This is a genomic window from Staphylococcus sp. acrmy (assembly GCF_022690565.1).
Taxonomy (GTDB): Bacteria; Bacillota; Bacilli; order Staphylococcales; family Staphylococcaceae; genus Staphylococcus; species Staphylococcus caledonicus.
The window spans coordinates 66,038-81,015 of sequence record NZ_JALCVE010000006.1 but is presented as its reverse complement, the minus strand read 5'-3'; the positions used below and the strand labels follow the sequence as shown (position 1 = coordinate 81,015).

Annotated in this window: 14 protein-coding genes; 10 read left to right on the top strand and 4 right to left on the bottom strand. The window is 32.0% G+C overall.

Annotated features, from left to right (window positions below; translation table 11 throughout):
- Positions 1–116: 116 nt before the first annotated feature.
- From FH144_RS07785 to FH144_RS07765, 5 genes are all read left to right on the top strand, one after another.
- A complete protein-coding gene (locus tag FH144_RS07785) occupies positions 117–419 on the top strand; it encodes a holin (RefSeq protein ID WP_107365878.1) in 303 nt (100 codons plus the stop codon).
- Positions 419–2,140 carry a peptidoglycan recognition protein family protein gene (locus FH144_RS07780; RefSeq protein ID WP_242314856.1) on the top strand — a complete coding sequence of 574 codons (1,722 nt, stop codon included), beginning with the start codon at positions 419–421 and terminating at the stop codon, positions 2,138–2,140. The genes FH144_RS07785 and FH144_RS07780 overlap by 1 nt, the downstream gene beginning before the upstream one ends.
- 255 nt (positions 2,141–2,395) lie before the next feature.
- Positions 2,396–3,472, top strand: a complete 1,077-nt coding sequence (locus FH144_RS07775; RefSeq protein ID WP_242314853.1) for a DNA adenine methylase — start codon at positions 2,396–2,398, stop codon at positions 3,470–3,472.
- Positions 3,473–4,255 (top strand): protein NO VEIN domain-containing protein, encoded by a 783-nt coding sequence (locus tag FH144_RS07770; RefSeq protein WP_242314850.1) that lies wholly within the window; start codon positions 3,473–3,475, stop codon positions 4,253–4,255.
- A gap of 222 nt (positions 4,256–4,477) precedes the next feature.
- Positions 4,478–4,693, top strand: coding sequence for a hypothetical protein (locus tag FH144_RS07765; RefSeq protein WP_242314848.1), 216 nt, complete (start codon positions 4,478–4,480; stop codon positions 4,691–4,693).
- Between the two features lie 1,034 nt (positions 4,694–5,727).
- Here FH144_RS07765 and FH144_RS07760 read toward each other — a convergent pair.
- A complete protein-coding gene (locus FH144_RS07760; protein WP_242314847.1) occupies positions 5,728–6,360 on the bottom strand; it encodes a hypothetical protein in 633 nt (210 codons plus the stop codon).
- 493 nt (positions 6,361–6,853) lie between these two features.
- On the opposite strand from FH144_RS07760, the gene FH144_RS07755 reads away from it, so the two are divergent.
- Positions 6,854–7,369, top strand: coding sequence for a hypothetical protein (locus tag FH144_RS07755; RefSeq protein WP_242314845.1), 516 nt, complete (start codon positions 6,854–6,856; stop codon positions 7,367–7,369).
- A 553-nt stretch (positions 7,370–7,922) separates the two neighbouring features.
- Here the strand turns inward: FH144_RS07755 and FH144_RS07750 are convergent.
- Positions 7,923–8,162: a hypothetical protein gene (locus tag FH144_RS07750; protein WP_242314843.1), complete on the bottom strand. Its 240-nt coding sequence runs from the start codon at positions 8,160–8,162 to the stop codon at positions 7,923–7,925.
- Between the two features lie 760 nt (positions 8,163–8,922).
- On the opposite strand from FH144_RS07750, the gene menE reads away from it, so the two are divergent.
- Entirely contained in the window at positions 8,923–10,314 is a 1,392-nt protein-coding gene (menE, locus tag FH144_RS07745; RefSeq protein WP_242314841.1) for an o-succinylbenzoate--CoA ligase, read from the top strand.
- Between the two features lie 4 nt (positions 10,315–10,318).
- Positions 10,319–11,326: an o-succinylbenzoate synthase gene (gene menC, locus FH144_RS07740; RefSeq protein WP_242314839.1), complete on the top strand. Its 1,008-nt coding sequence runs from the start codon at positions 10,319–10,321 to the stop codon at positions 11,324–11,326.
- Here the strand turns inward: menC and yidD are convergent.
- Positions 11,323–11,565 carry a membrane protein insertion efficiency factor YidD gene (gene yidD / locus FH144_RS07735; protein ID WP_107508675.1) on the bottom strand — a complete coding sequence of 81 codons (243 nt, stop codon included), beginning with the start codon at positions 11,563–11,565 and terminating at the stop codon, positions 11,323–11,325. The two genes, menC and yidD, sit on opposite strands and share 4 nt — an antisense overlap.
- Positions 11,566–11,666: 101 nt before the next feature.
- Here yidD and ytkD point away from each other — a divergent pair, with 101 nt between their 5' ends.
- Both ytkD and FH144_RS07725 read left to right on the top strand, forming a co-directional pair.
- Positions 11,667–12,104 (top strand): RNA deprotection pyrophosphohydrolase, encoded by a 438-nt coding sequence (gene ytkD / locus FH144_RS07730; RefSeq protein ID WP_242315035.1) that lies wholly within the window; start codon positions 11,667–11,669, stop codon positions 12,102–12,104.
- Positions 12,085–12,858 (top strand): alpha/beta hydrolase family protein, encoded by a 774-nt coding sequence (locus tag FH144_RS07725; protein ID WP_242314837.1) that lies wholly within the window; start codon positions 12,085–12,087, stop codon positions 12,856–12,858. The genes ytkD and FH144_RS07725 overlap by 20 nt, the downstream gene beginning before the upstream one ends.
- Before the next feature lie 430 nt (positions 12,859–13,288).
- Here the strand turns inward: FH144_RS07725 and pckA are convergent, their stop codons facing one another.
- Complete coding sequence (gene pckA, locus FH144_RS07720) at positions 13,289–14,881, bottom strand: phosphoenolpyruvate carboxykinase (ATP) (RefSeq protein ID WP_107507589.1); 1,593 nt, start codon at positions 14,879–14,881, stop codon at positions 13,289–13,291.
- Positions 14,882–14,978: the final 97 nt, after the last annotated feature.

The following is a 14,978-nucleotide window of genomic DNA, read 5'->3' as shown; positions in this document are numbered from 1 at the left end:
CTTTTGCAGGTTCTTTCTTAACTTGCATGTGGTTTAGTTACGGCTGTTAGTCGTATGTGGGTCATTGCCTGTCAGGCAGTGGCCTTTTTATTTTAATTATATTTAGGAGGCAAATTTTGGAACAGATAATCGCATTTGCTGGGGTAATCTCAGTTTTAACAATAGCAATAACAGAGGTATTCAAAAGAATTAAAGGTATTCCTAAAACAATCATACCTGCACTGTCTATGATTATTGGTGTAGTTATTGGAGGCGTCACTGTTTTCATTCCTGAAATCGTTACAGAGCTCTCATTCGGTGGCCGACTGTTAGCTGGTTTGATTAGTGGACTTATGGCTACAGGCTTATGGGAAACTTTCAAAAATCGCGATGGCAGAACGAAAGAGAATACTAAAATTGGTGGAGGAAGTGTTAAGTAATGACAGAAAAATGGAATGGCGTTCCAGTAAGATATGATTTTTTACCAATTGGAACACGTCGAAGTGGACAACCTATAACAAGTAAAAAACCTTTATTTGCAGTTGCACATGACACAGGGAATCCAGAAACCACTGCACAAACAAACGTCAATTATTATAAAAACACATATATGATTGATTGGTCACTAGTAGCAAGCGCCCATATGTTTGTTGATGATAAAGAATGTATTGTTTGTATTCCAGTTACTGAGAAAGCATGGCATGTATTATATGATACGCCTACCGATAATCAATGGTATAACGCTGATGCAAATGATGTAGCATTTGGTGTGGAAGGTAGTTACTTCCCTAGTAGCCAATCACGTTCTCGTAAGTCACTAGATAATATGGCACGTGTATTAGCTTACTTATGTAATTATTGGGACATTGATTACAAAACAGAAGTGCCAGGTCATCAAGATATTCAAAATGACAAAATCGACCCTGGCAATTTATTAGAAGCATGTGGTTATTCACGTAATATTAAAAATCTTGATAAGCAAATAGCAAAATATGTTAATGGAGTACAAAAAGAAACAAGCGAGAAACCTAGTGAAAAGTTATCAGAAAAAACAAAAGAAAAAATAACACCATCTCCACAAAGTACAGTTAAATATAAAGAAGCCATTGAATATATGCACAGTCTGAAAGGTCAGTTTGTAGACTTTGATAATATGTATGCTTATCAATGCGCAGATTTAAGTGTAGACTTCATATATCGCGTTACCGGTGGAGTTAGATTTTATGGTAATGCCAAAGAATTGCATACTTTAAATGCTATGCCTAAAGGTTGGAAAGTAGTTAAAAATACAAGAAATTATGTTCCTCCTATTTGCGCTATTGCAGTGTATACTGAGGGTATTTATAGAGAATGGGGGCATACAGGCTTAGTTTGGGACAATTCGGGTGGTACAAATACATTCACAATCTTAGAGCAAAACTATGACGGAAATGCCAATACACCAGCTAAATTGCGTGAAGATGATTATACAGGCTTAACCCATTTCATTGTTCCAGACTTTGCCGATGATAGCGTAGATTTAACAGATATTAAAGAAGTTAAAACAGCGACACGTAAATCAAATGGATCATTGACTATAAATGCAACACCTCCTAAAAAACTCACATGGAGTAACCAACCATACTTCAAAGCCGTTGCAGATAATGCTGGCGTAAGTATTTGTAGACCAAATCATAACAATGTCATGGTTGCTACAAATGAAACATACAAACCAGGTGAGGTATTTTATGTTTATGAAATTCGTGATGGTTGGGCTAGAGTATACAGTGCTAGCAATAACGGTTTTGTATGGTATGAACGTCTTATCGTTAAAGATATTTATAAAACTTCAGGTGGAAGTAAATTAGCGAATAAACCGAATAAACAAGTAGTTAACCAAAAAAACAAACTAGATAGTACTACTGGATTAAAAGTTGGTAGCATTCCACCAAAAAGTATGAATAAATCATCTAAGGCTAGATTTAGAGCAAGAGTTGACCATTACGGAGCCACTTTAGTTAAATTTAAAGGTAAGGAATGGTATACAACAAACGATGTTTATAGAGCAGGATATAGTCAATTTTATGTGTTTGAAGTTAAAGAGGGCTGGTGTCGTGTTTATTCAAAAAATAATAACGGGTGGATATGGCATGAACGTTTAAGAATTACAAAAGTATTCTAGTGTGTTATACTATGTATAGAACATTACCTAAGCACTCCAATTTAGGGTAGTCCTAGTGACTGCCCTATTTTTTTAAGTTATAATTTTCACATCAACTTATATATTAGGCACGTAAGAACGATTTTGTTATAATATGAAATCTATGTTTATGTCAAACAAACGTAAAAACTTTGCTTTATACTTTCAATTATAAATAAAAACAAAAACTGGTGGATTAGTATTTCACCTGATTATTAATAGAATGGATATGTTAATATGGAAAAAGAAATATTAAAACCGCTATTTAAATATCCAGGCGGTAAAAGCGCTGAATATAAGTATTTAAAAAAATTATTTCCAAGTTTCAAATATTATATAGAACCTTTTTTGGGAGGAGGGGCTGTTTATTGGGCAACGAAAGCAGAAAATTATTTAATAAATGATTTTTCGAAAGAATTAGTTTCAATATATTCTTTTACAAAATTTCAAGATGAAAAATTTCTAAATTTATTAAATGATATCTCCATCATTTGGGAAATGAAAAAAAAATACATTAATTTTATTAAAGAAATATTAATGAGCGAAAAAGATATTAATATAATTGATTTGAAAGAAGTGTCTTCAAGTTTATTATCATTATCTAAATACCTTCCCAAAAATGAAGAGGAGCTTTCACTATTCTTAGAAGAAAGTATTACTCGAAAAAAGAAATCGTTAAAACGAGTAGCAAAGAATGAAAATATAAAAAATTGGGAAGAAAATGCTCACGGCGTAATAGGAGCATCTATATATACTTATTTGAGAAGTTTATATAATCGTTCTTCTTATGATCAAGAGCCGCAGCTTAAAACAGTCTTATATTTATTTTTAAGAGAATATTCATATTCGTCAATGTTTAGGTACAATGCTTTGGGTAACTTTAATGTGCCTTTTGGAGGAAATACCTATGCGAAGAAATCTTTTGAAAATCGATTAGAACAAATAAAATCTCACTCTGTATACAAAAAACTTAGTAAGACTGAAATTAGGCAAGGAGATTTTTCTCAAGTATTTGTTGATGAAGAAGAAACATTTATGTTTTTAGATCCTCCATATGATTCGGAATTTAGTACATATAATTTACATATATTTGATTATAAGGAACAAATTAGATTACGTGATAATTTACTAAAATTAAAAAAAACAAAATGGTTAATGGTTATAAAATCGACAGAATTTATTGAAAAACTTTATGATAAAGACGCTTTTTATAAAATTCATTTCGATAAAAATTATTCTGTGAATTTTAAAAATAGGAATACGAAAGAAGTCAAGCACTTAGTGATTACGAATTACTGGATAGGAGAAATATAAATGGCGACGTCAGAAAGAGATATTCGAAAAGCAGTAGCTCTCTTATTAAATCAATATGGAAGATTAGAAACGTCAGAAGTAAAAAAATTACTTCAGACAGTCATGCCTTTTGACGAAGATGATAAAATGATGAGTAATACAAGGAATGAGCCCCTTATTATTCAACGTATTGGCAATATTGTTTCGCATCAAACTGAAAAGTATAAAACTTATTTAGATACATATGCTATTGATAAAAGTGATAGAAAAGCATACTGGTACTTATTAACTGGACTTAACTCTAACAATAGTTTAGACATTTTATCTGATAAAGATTTGAAGAGAAGACAGGAATTACGAAGTCGTTTTATACCTAAAAAAATTGATTGGCAAAGTCTAAATGAAAGTAGAGAAGAACTTGGTAAACATGGAGAAGAATTTGTAATAAGATATGAAACCAATAGAATTTTACAATTTGCTCCAGAGGATACGAATAGAATAATACATTTAAGCGAAGAACAAGGAGACGGAGCAGGTTTTGATATCATTTCGTTGAACGAAAAGGGTATGGAGGTATATATAGAGGTTAAGACTACAAAAGGAAGTCTAGATACACCTTTCTATATGACTGAGAATGAGCGTGCTTTTTTTGAGTTATATAAAGATGAAAATAATTTATTTATCTATAGAGTTTATAATTATGATGAGGCTCGAAAAACTGGAGATATAAAAATCATCTCAGCAGAAACTTTGTTTACACAATATCAATTTGACCCTATATCTTATAAGGTGACAAAAAGTTAATGGGTGAATTGTTTACACTTGGTAATTAAAAAACTATGGGTAGTCCTAGCGACTGCCCTATTTTTTTATGTTATAATTAGTTGACATGCACCCATAAATATTTCCTTTTATATGTATAACCGCCTAAGCATGTCACTGGGTGGTTGTTTATAATAATATTCAATTTAATTTACAAAAAGTAATATATATAGTATATAATTAATCATAGAGGAGGAGATCTTTATGCAAAACATCTTAAAAAAAGTAGCTACAGCATATATGATTTCTGGAGATATGATTGGTTATCATGGGAAAAGAAAAAATGAAATGCGTAAAATAAATATGCTTTATCGAAGTGATAGAGATCAAATTGAAAAAGATTGGTATACTACTGGTGTCGATATGCAAAATGCTTTGAATAGTTATTCAAAGAAAAAGGAATTAGGTCATGAATGTTAAAAATAATGTTAACGAAGACATTTTTAGGGTAGTCCTAGTGACTGCCTTATTTTTTTATGTTATAATAAGTATATGAAATGGTCATTCTTGAAATGACTCGGTCATTACTGGCACAGACTGCATAAAGTGCCTACATCACATTAACTGAGCATTCATATGTCGTCGCTGACGAGTGACAAGCACTGTGTCCTCGAATGAGGGTAGGTTATTGTGATGTATTTACCTACTAGATGGTACGGTCTCTAGTAGGCTTTTTTATGTTATTATTTACTTTCCCTTACCATTGCGGATTTGCTTCTTGTCTGAAGGTTGGATACGACTATGACTTTGACGGTAGGACAGAAACCGTAAAAATGGTACACAACCGTATAACCTATATTTTATAGTCGCGAATATAAGATATAGTAGTGGTTGTGTTTTTTTGTTATAATACATTCATTCCCTGGCTAGCAAAAGCGCAATCCCTAACAAGGAAGTGGCACGCGTTACAGGTTCAAGTGTCTTAACCGTATCTTAATTGGTACGGTTATTTTTATATGTTAAAATGATACTTAGCTCGTTCGTATTAATATTCTAAACCCGTCGATTTCGACGGGTTAATTTTTTATTTCACGTGTCAAGCACGTGTCAAAATAGTTCGATTTTATTCAGTTTTGTTCGAAAGATAAAGGGGCGAAAGTGCGATAAATAAGCCTTTTTCGTACTTATTATAAAGTTAAAGTAATCCCTTGCTCTCCATACTAGAGTCTAGAATGATTTTTTACCATTCTAGGCTTTTTTCTATAAACCTTGATATACCAATACTTTGAGATATTTTACTTAATAATAGTTCATATCCATTTAAAAAATTTTAGTCAATCGTTGACTAAATTTAAAGAAAAAATCCTATTTTGGTCAACGCGTTTAGTTATGATAAATAAAAAATGCTAATGTATCATTTATTACTTAAGTATTTATTATTGTTATTAAATTTATTATACATACATAAAAATAAGGGTAGGAACGCTACCCAGTATATTCAAAATTTATATTTTTTAATCTTGCGGGCCATACTGATTCTCAATAGCTTGATTAAATTGTTGTCCTGCCTGTTCTTGAATTTTAATGTTTTCTTCATCGCTAATTAAACCTTTTTCATTATCTTCTATCGCTTTTTGTTCAATTTGAGTTTTTTGGTTTAATGCGTCAGCGACATCTCCGGTTATATATTGTTCTGGTATTTCTGAGTTTTTAGGCAATTTTACATTCTCTTGTTGACTATTAGCGACAACTTGCTGATTTTGCTGTTGGTAATTTTGTGATTGATTTTGGTTGTTAATTTGTTGATTTTCGTGTTGCTTTTGATTATTAGTTTGTTGAAATTGTTGTTCTTGATTATTAGCTTGTTGAGGTTGTGATTGTTCTTGACTATTTTGTTCTATAAGATTTTGACTTTCTGTGTTTGGAGACACGTCTTTATCTTTATTATTTAATGATTTATTTGGTTTTTCATTTTCTTTCTTTTTATTTTTTGACTTATCTTTCTCCTTATCAAGATCATTAGTTTTTTTGCTTGAGCTAGTTTCAGACTTTTTATCAGAATCATCTTTATTAGGTGAAATGTTACTATTACTACATGCACCTAAAATTAGTAAACTGCTAAATAATAAAACTAAAATTTTTTTCATCTTTAATCTCCTTTAATCTAATCTTTTTATTTAAACATATGGTAATTCTCGAATTGAATTAGATAATTACCTATTTATTTGTAAATATCATGTTTATTTTTGTAATGTTCAATCCTTTATAGCGTAAAACCTTAGGTTCCTTCAAAAATTAGAAGTTCTTATAAGTTATGAATATATTGATTAAATGCAAATTATTTAATTAGTTAACTATATTATAAGGAAAAATTACGTTTTTTGCGATATCTTATTAAACTTTCGAAAAGCGCTAGAACACTTTTTTGTATTAATATTGTAGGATGATTATTTATATATTATGAAAGAGATAAAAGTACTGTTAATCGTTAAATAAGCTTTTAAAATCTAAAAGGACTCTATAAACGTATAGTATTTAAATTTTAATTAGATAATAGTAAAAAGCTTATCGACACATTTATATTGTTTATATATAATATAAATTAATTATATAATAGTCTTGAAGATAAGAGGTGCAACTATGAAATTATTTAGACAACGAAAGACGTTATTATTTATCGCATGTATGTCGCTTATAGTATTTATTACGGCATGTGGTAAAGATGACCCAACGCAAAGTATTGCAGGACATAGCTATAAAGCAATACAAGATGGTAAGGTAGAAGCAACATTTACATTTGAGAAAGATGGCACTTTAAAAATGGTATCTGCGCCGGGTAAATTTAATGCTGGAGAAGAAGCGAGAGCAAATTATGAGGTAGTCAAGGAGGATAATAAAAGCTATTTAATAGTTAATCATGAACCAATTGACTTCTTTACAAAAAAAGAGGGGTTTTCAACAGCTTATTATGAGAAAGACCATGATTTTTATAGCGTTTGTTTAATAAAATTTGATAAAGAAAAAATAACTTTAAAAGACTCATACAATAAGAAAAATAATGCTTTCTTAATGAAAAATAAAGAAGATATAAAAAATCTGGTGGAGTTACCGGAATCTAAAACTATATTTGACCTAGAACCTATTGAACAAAACTAATGCTTGACAATTGAATTCATTTAAGTATAAATTTACATTAATTAAATACCATTACTTTTTATTTGTTTATCACTAACTTGGTAGACAAATAAAAAAGGGGGAATAAAGAAGATAAATTGGCGTTTATCTTCTTTACATGATCTAACCACTAATGCGAGTAGTGACTAGACTTATCCCCATAAATAGAGTGTTTATTGGAGTGGTTTTCTAATTTATGAATAAAAAAAGAAAAATCTATTTACTTTTATTAATAGTTACTGCTATTGCTTTCTTTATCTTGCCTCAAATAACAGGTAACTACAATATTGTGACTAGATCGTTTGGTATTATTCCTTTCACTTTTTTTGCTCTGTTTATATTTAGCTCTGATAAAAATCATAATTAAGATTTCAACATAGTAGGATGCGACTTAACATTGGCATCTTACTATGTTTTTTAAAATAGTGAAACGGATTTCTTCTTCTCTTAATACTATTTAGAAGTAATTCAAAGAAATAAAAACTATAAATATATCACTAACTTAAATAGTTACTTATATTTTTACCTATGAATTTTAATATTCATCATTTTCTAAAAGGGGATTGTGTATTTCAAGAGTTAGTTCTTTTTTATCTTGATTAATATAAAAGTCACTATTGTAATTAATCTTATTAACTTTTAATATGCCGTCTTTTTCTCTAATGAAAAGAGCGAAATCATCGTCTTCATTTATAATAGCAAAGGTATTATTGTTTGTTAATACTTCACATTCTCCTTTATAAATGATATTGATAGTCCATCCGTTAAATTCCATTTCATCATTCTCCTTTATTATTTATATTAAGATCACACAAAGTCTCATTAAACTGTCATCTATTCATGACAAGTTATTAATAATAGTAGTGGATACTAATAGTATATCTATTTTAACGTTTGTGAATATGATTTGAACAATTGTTCCAGCGAAATAGTAATAAAAAATGAAGAAGATTAAAATTTTATGTTATAATTATTTTATAAATATATTATACTATATATAAGTAAACGACAATGCGTGGACTTCGTAAACCAAAATACATTGAACGATAGAAGCCGTTTTCTATGAGACTGGGCATTATAATTGAAAATCATAGGGATAAGTCGTAACTAGTTGATTAGTTATGGCTTTTTTGTGTTTTTTTATGTCTACACCAATATGGAAGGCGAAATTTATATAATATTTTATACTTTAATTATTTTATAAATATATTATACTATAAATAAGTCAACGACAATGCGTAGACTTTGTAAACCAAAATACATTGAACGATAGATAGTAGCCGTTTCCTATGAGACTAGGCATTATAATTGAAAATCATAGGCACGAGTCGTAGCTAGTTGATTAGTTATGGCTTTTTTTGTGTTGGTTGAGCTGCATATTTTCAATTATAGAGCGATTGCCAATTAATTCATTCACTCCATGCTTTTAAAATTCCCAATAAATAACCTAATTATCATCCCATTCAATCATAACCACTGCTAACTTCCTTAAAAATCGTTATAATTAATGTGTACAAATTATGGAGGAATGCGCAGTGGATTTTTGGTTAAAAGAACAAAGCCTATACAATGGAGATAAGATTGCTATTAGCGAGGGCGACTCGACAATCACTTTTAAAGATTTATACAAAGAAGCTTATTCACTTTCTGAGAATATACTATCTTTAAATGAGGATAGAGTAGGTCTATATATCAATAATGATCTTGCCTCAGTGATTTTAGTGAATGCTTGCTGGTTAGCTAATGTGGAAGTGGCGATGATTAATACACGATTAACACAACAAGAAATGATTAATCAAATGAATTCAGTAAACATTTCTACAATTATAACTACTACTCACTTTGATTTACCATCATTTAATGTCATTCAAAGTAGTGATTTACATACATATAAGAAACAACTGAATAATGAAGTATTCGATATTGATAACATTGCTTCAATTATGTTCACTTCAGGGACTACTGGTCCACAAAAGGCGGTGCCTCAAACTTTTAGAAATCATTACGCAAGTGCTATCGGCTGTAAAGAAAGCTTAGGATTTAATCAACAAACGATATGGTTATCCGTCTTACCTATTTATCATATTTCAGGCTTAAGCGTTCTACTACGTTCTATTATTGAGGGCTTTACGGTGCGTATTTTGAAAAAGTATCATACTGAAACAATGTTATCTATTATAAAACATGAAGAGCCTACGCATATATCGCTTGTGCCTCAAACGTTGAAATGGTTAATGGATGCTGGGTTAACGCAGCCATTTTCAATAGAGAAAATATTATTAGGAGGCGCAAAGCTATCATCTACGCTTATTGATCAAGCGCTAAGTTATCAATTACCAATATATAATTCATTTGGCATGACGGAAACGTGTTCTCAATTCTTAACGGCATCGCCTGAAATGCTTGCGGAACGTTATGATACGGTAGGGAAACCAAGTGACAATGTGAAAGTTAAAATTAAGCATCCCGATAAAAAGGGTCGGGGCGAATTACTTATCAAGGGAGAAAATGTCATGAATGGTTATTTATATCCTAGTCATTTAAGCTATACATTTGAAGAAGGGTATTTTAAGACTGGTGACATTGCCGAAATTGATAAAGATGGTTTCGTCATGGTGTATGATCGTCGTAAAGATTTGATTATTAGTGGAGGAGAAAATATTTATCCTTATGAAATTGAGACGGTAGCTAAGCGCTATGAGGCGATACAAGATGCGGTATGTGTACCACTTGAGGATAATACATGGGGCCAAGTACCGAAACTTTACTATGTATCTGATGTAGACGTGCAAGAGGAGCAACTTACTCATTTTCTACAACAAAATTTAGCGAAGTATAAAGTGCCGAAAGCGTATCAACGAGTAGAAACGTTGCCGTACACTTCGACTGGTAAACTTCAACGTAATAAAGTGAATCAGGGAGATTAATTTAATGAAAGTTCAAGATATTCATTTCTATTACTATAATGCTGAATTTAAGTCAGCGATTACGACTCCTAAGATAAAACTGACTCATCGTAAAGCACTTATTGTAGAACTGGTAACTGATACACACGACTCGTTTTATGGAGAGTGTAATGCGTTTGAAACAGATTGGTATGATAAAGAGACAATCACTTCAGTAAAACAGACCTTAGCACAGTGGTCAGAGAAGATTAAAAATAAAACGTTTACGACGTTTGAAGAATGGTTGCCTTATCTAGAATTATTAGATTATCAACCGGCAGCAAGATGTACGATAGTGATGGCTATTTATCAAATGTATCATTCGTTGCCTAGCTTTGAAGTGGAATATGGCGCTACAGCTAGTGGTTTAACCGAGCATCAGCTTGGTGCATTGCAAGCAACACAGCCATCTCGTATTAAATTGAAATGGTCTGAAACTCTTCTTTCAGATATAGAAACTTTGACTACAGAACTACCATTTAACGTTAACTTTGCACTGGATGCGAATGAATCACTCAATATTTCAGATTTTGAGAAAATTAAGAAACAAACACTGGCCAATATTTTATATATAGAAGAGCCGTTTAAAGACTTATCGACATTACACCAACTTGATTTAACAAATTATCCACCAATTGCTATAGATGAAAAAGCTATAGATGAGACTACAATTTTATCAATTATTGAGCGCTATCCCGTCAAGGTAGTGGTGATAAAGCCATTTAGAATAGGTGGAATAGATAAAGTGCTACGACTAATCACTCAATTAAAAGCGCATAATGTGAAATTTGTGGTCGGTGGAATGTATGAATATGGGTTAAGTAAGTATTTCACGGCTTTACTAGCTAAAGAGGGATCTTATCCAGGTGATGTCACGCCAGATGGATATTACTTTGATGAAGATTTCACACAAGGGGTAGGCAAATTAAAAAGAGGATTAATTTCATTTAATCCTCCTCAAGTTGATAAGTCTAAATTATTATATTTTAATTAATGTTTATGTTTGTCTTTATCTTTTTTTAAAGGGACAGGGTCAAAGCCACCTTTATGAAGCGGATGGCATTTTAATATACGACGAACGCCCATATAGCCACCTTTTAATGGCCCGTAAACTTCAATTGCTTCACGGGTATATTCAGAACAGGTAGGATAAAAACGGCACGTAGGTGGTGTCATAGGCGAAATATAACGTTGATATATATGAATTATTCCTAAAAATAATTTTTTAAGCATTTTAAGCCTCCAACTGATTTTCAATTATTAAATATTTTAACACATATAAAGGAGTAGTGAGCAATGTGGAGTTTATAGATAAAGATAATAGACGCGTAACAATGCAGTATAAAACAGACAATGATAGGCCAAATGGTAATCACGTTTTAGCTATTCCTATTTTTCAAAATCAACTCTTATTTACCCAACACAAAATAAGGGGGATTGAATTTCCTGGAGGTAAAGTTGAACAGGGTGAAGAAAGTAGATATGCGATTGAAAGGGAATTGTATGAAGAAACGGGTGGCATTGCTCAAGATGTACACTATATTGCTCAATATGACGTATCTACACAAGATCGCTCCATGTTCAAAAAAGATGTCTATCTTATAAATGTAGAGCAATTAGAAACCAAAGAAGATTATTTAGAAACAAAAGGTCCTTTGTTATATAAGCATATAAATGATATTCCTCATGATGAACGAAGTTATTTGATTCAAGATGATGCCATCTTACATTGTTTAGAAAGGGTGATAGCGCTTGGATATTATCAAGAATAAAAAAAAGCCTATTACTTCCAAAACGCATGATTTTGAAGAGATTACTTATACTGTAGATGAATTAAAGCTAAAAGCCTTACAAATGGTGCCTTCTCGTGAAGAAGTACAACGCATCGTGATATATTTACGTGGTGGTAAAGGGCAAGTAGGGCGTGTAAGAGCCGCGAGATTAATGCAGTTTGCAAATGAACAAACGTTAGTGGTTGGTCCTTATTATAGAGGCAGTAGTGGTAGCGAAGGACAAGATGAGTTCTGTAATGCAGATTTAAAAGATGTCACGTATCTTATTCGTATTTTAAAACAACAGTATCCGAATGCCTTTCTCCATATGATTGGTTTCTCTAGAGGCGGGTTACAAGGATTGCTCACATTTCAAGATTACCCAGTCGATAGTTATATTATTTGGGGTGGCGTTTCAGATGTACGTTTAATGTATGAAGAACGTGTTGATTTACGTGGTATGTTACGTCGTATGGTAGGTCATCCTAAGAAAGATGCAGCCCAATACGATAAGCGAGATGCCGTTAAATCAATTGATAGTCAAAGTCCACCGATATTAATTGTTCACGGGGGAAAAGATAAACAAGTGAATATTGACCAGGCGCATTATTTAGAAAAGCAATTAAAAGTAAAAGATGCCAAATATGAAACGTTTTATCAACCCAATGAAGGCCATGTACTACGACCAGAAGCAATGAAAGATACATTAACTTACGTTAAAAACTGGATGAAACGCATTGAGAGCGACAATTAATAGGGATATAAATATCTTGGAAAAAAGAGAAGATAGTAATTACTATAATTATGAGATATTTTTTTAATATTATAATGTGAAATTACTTATAACTAATGTAGTATTGTAGGCGAGACTCCTGAGGGAATAGGATGAGCGTCGAGACCGTGGCTCGGCTTGGCAGTAGTTGTCTGAAATGAAGAGGCGTTCGAGCCTCACTTTCTTCATTTCTAGTCAACCTTGCCGGGGCGGGACTACGAAATCTTAGAAATTGCATTAGATTTCTGTCCCGCTCCCCCCTAGAAAATGCGAGCCAAACAATACGAAGTATTGATATAAATCGAAGAAAATAGACGTAGACATGATTCCATTTTGAATCATGTCTACGTCTATATATAGGAACTTTTACTCAGTATCTTGTTTTCATCTTATTAAATAGAAAACTCTAATATTATTTGTTAAATCCACCAGTTTGAGCAATGTCTTCTACTTCAGAACCAAATTTCTTGAAGTTTTCTTCAAAGCGTTTGATTAAGTCATCTGCTTGTTCACGATATTTATCTGAATCGCTCCATGCATTGATAGGGTTAAGGATTGTTTTAGGTACGTCTTCCATTTCAGCTGGAATGTTTAAGCCGAATTTTTCATCTTTAGTGAATTCAGCATCTTTCAATTTACCTGAAATCGCTTGATCTACCATATGGCGTGTATAATGTAGGCTAATACGACGACCTACACCATATTTACCGCCAGTCCAGCCTGTATTTACTAAATAAACATCTACGTCATGTTCATCGATAAGTTCACCTAATAAATCAGCATATTTAATTGGATTTAATGGTAAGAATGGTGCTCCGAAACATGTAGAGAATGATGGTTCTGGTTCTGTTACACCACGTTCTGTACCTGCTAATTTAGAAGTGAAACCACTTAGGAAGTGATACATAGCTTGAGCTTTCGTTAATTTTGAAATAGGTGGAAGTACACCAAAGGCATCAGCAGTTAAGAAAATAATTGTATTAGGGTGTGCTGCTTTAGATGGTAATACGATATTATCGATATGATGAATAGGGTAAGCTGCACGTGTGTTTTCAGTATGTGTATTATCGTCAAAGTCTACACGGCCGCGTTCGTCTACAACAGTATTTTCTAAAATTGTACCGTATTGAATCGCGTCATAGATTTGAGGTTCTTTTTCTTTAGAAAGGTTAATCGCTTTTGCATAGCAACCACCTTCAATGTTAAAGATACCGTTTTTATTCCAACCATGTTCGTCGTCACCAATTAATTTACGATCTGGTGAAGCAGATAATGTTGTTTTACCAGTACCTGATAATCCGAAGAATAAAGCTACATCGCCTTTATTACCAACGTTAGCTGAGCAATGCATACTCATAATATCTTGCATAGGTAATAAATAGTTCATAACTGAGAAGATACCTTTTTTCATTTCACCAGCGTATTCTGTACCACCAATTAAAATGACTTTATGTTTGAATGAAATAATAACAAATGTTTCAGATTTAGTGCCGTCTACTTCAGGGTCAGCTTTGAAATATGGTGCTGAAACGATAGTGAAGTTAGCTTTAATATTTTGAGCTTCTTCTTTAGATTCAGGGCGGATGAACATATTTTGTGCGAACAAGTTATGCCATGCAAGTTCATTGATCACTGTTAATTTTAATTGTGTATCTTTATCACTACCAGCGTAGCCGTTAAATACATAAAGTTCATCTTTTTGATCGAGGTAAGTTAAAACTTTATTGTAAAGTTTTAAGAATGTTTCTTCATCGATGGGTTGGTTAATATCGCCCCAAGCAATATTGTCTTTGTAAGAAGGTTCAGTTACGATGAATTTATCTTTTGGAGAACGTCCTGTGTATTTACCAGTGCTTGCGTTAACAGCACCTAGTTCTGTTAATTCGCCTTCGTTGTTGTTTAAAATCTTGTAATAAAGTTGAGTAGTAGAAAGTTGAAATAATGAACTTTCTTTTTCTAATAAGTGTTTAATTTTAGGTGTTTCGCTATATGTATCTACTGACATACCTTTCCCTCCAACATCAAATTATAAATATTTCGTGTAAGCCTTTACATTAAAGTAGTATAACACAATACAACGATTATTCCACATGGAAAAGACA

Bases quoted from the DNA above. Each gene is read 5' to 3' on its own strand.
- FH144_RS07780 (WP_242314856.1), top strand. From the start codon at position 419: ATGACAGAAAAATGGAATGGCGTTCCAGTAAGATATGATTTTTTACCA.
- FH144_RS07760 (WP_242314847.1), bottom strand. From the start codon at position 6,360: ATGAAAAAAATTTTAGTTTTATTATTTAGCAGTTTACTAATTTTAGGT.
- pckA (WP_107507589.1), bottom strand. From the start codon at position 14,881: ATGTCAGTAGATACATATAGCGAAACACCTAAAATTAAACACTTATTA.
- yidD (WP_107508675.1), bottom strand. From the start codon at position 11,565: ATGCTTAAAAAATTATTTTTAGGAATAATTCATATATATCAACGTTAT.
- FH144_RS07750 (WP_242314843.1), bottom strand. From the start codon at position 8,162: ATGGAATTTAACGGATGGACTATCAATATCATTTATAAAGGAGAATGT.
- ytkD (WP_242315035.1), top strand. From the start codon at position 11,667: ATGCAGTATAAAACAGACAATGATAGGCCAAATGGTAATCACGTTTTA.
- FH144_RS07765 (WP_242314848.1), top strand. From the start codon at position 4,478: ATGCAAAACATCTTAAAAAAAGTAGCTACAGCATATATGATTTCTGGA.
- FH144_RS07770 (WP_242314850.1), top strand. From the start codon at position 3,473: ATGGCGACGTCAGAAAGAGATATTCGAAAAGCAGTAGCTCTCTTATTA.
- FH144_RS07755 (WP_242314845.1), top strand. From the start codon at position 6,854: ATGAAATTATTTAGACAACGAAAGACGTTATTATTTATCGCATGTATG.
- FH144_RS07775 (WP_242314853.1), top strand. From the start codon at position 2,396: ATGGAAAAAGAAATATTAAAACCGCTATTTAAATATCCAGGCGGTAAA.
- menC (WP_242314839.1), top strand. From the start codon at position 10,319: ATGAAAGTTCAAGATATTCATTTCTATTACTATAATGCTGAATTTAAG.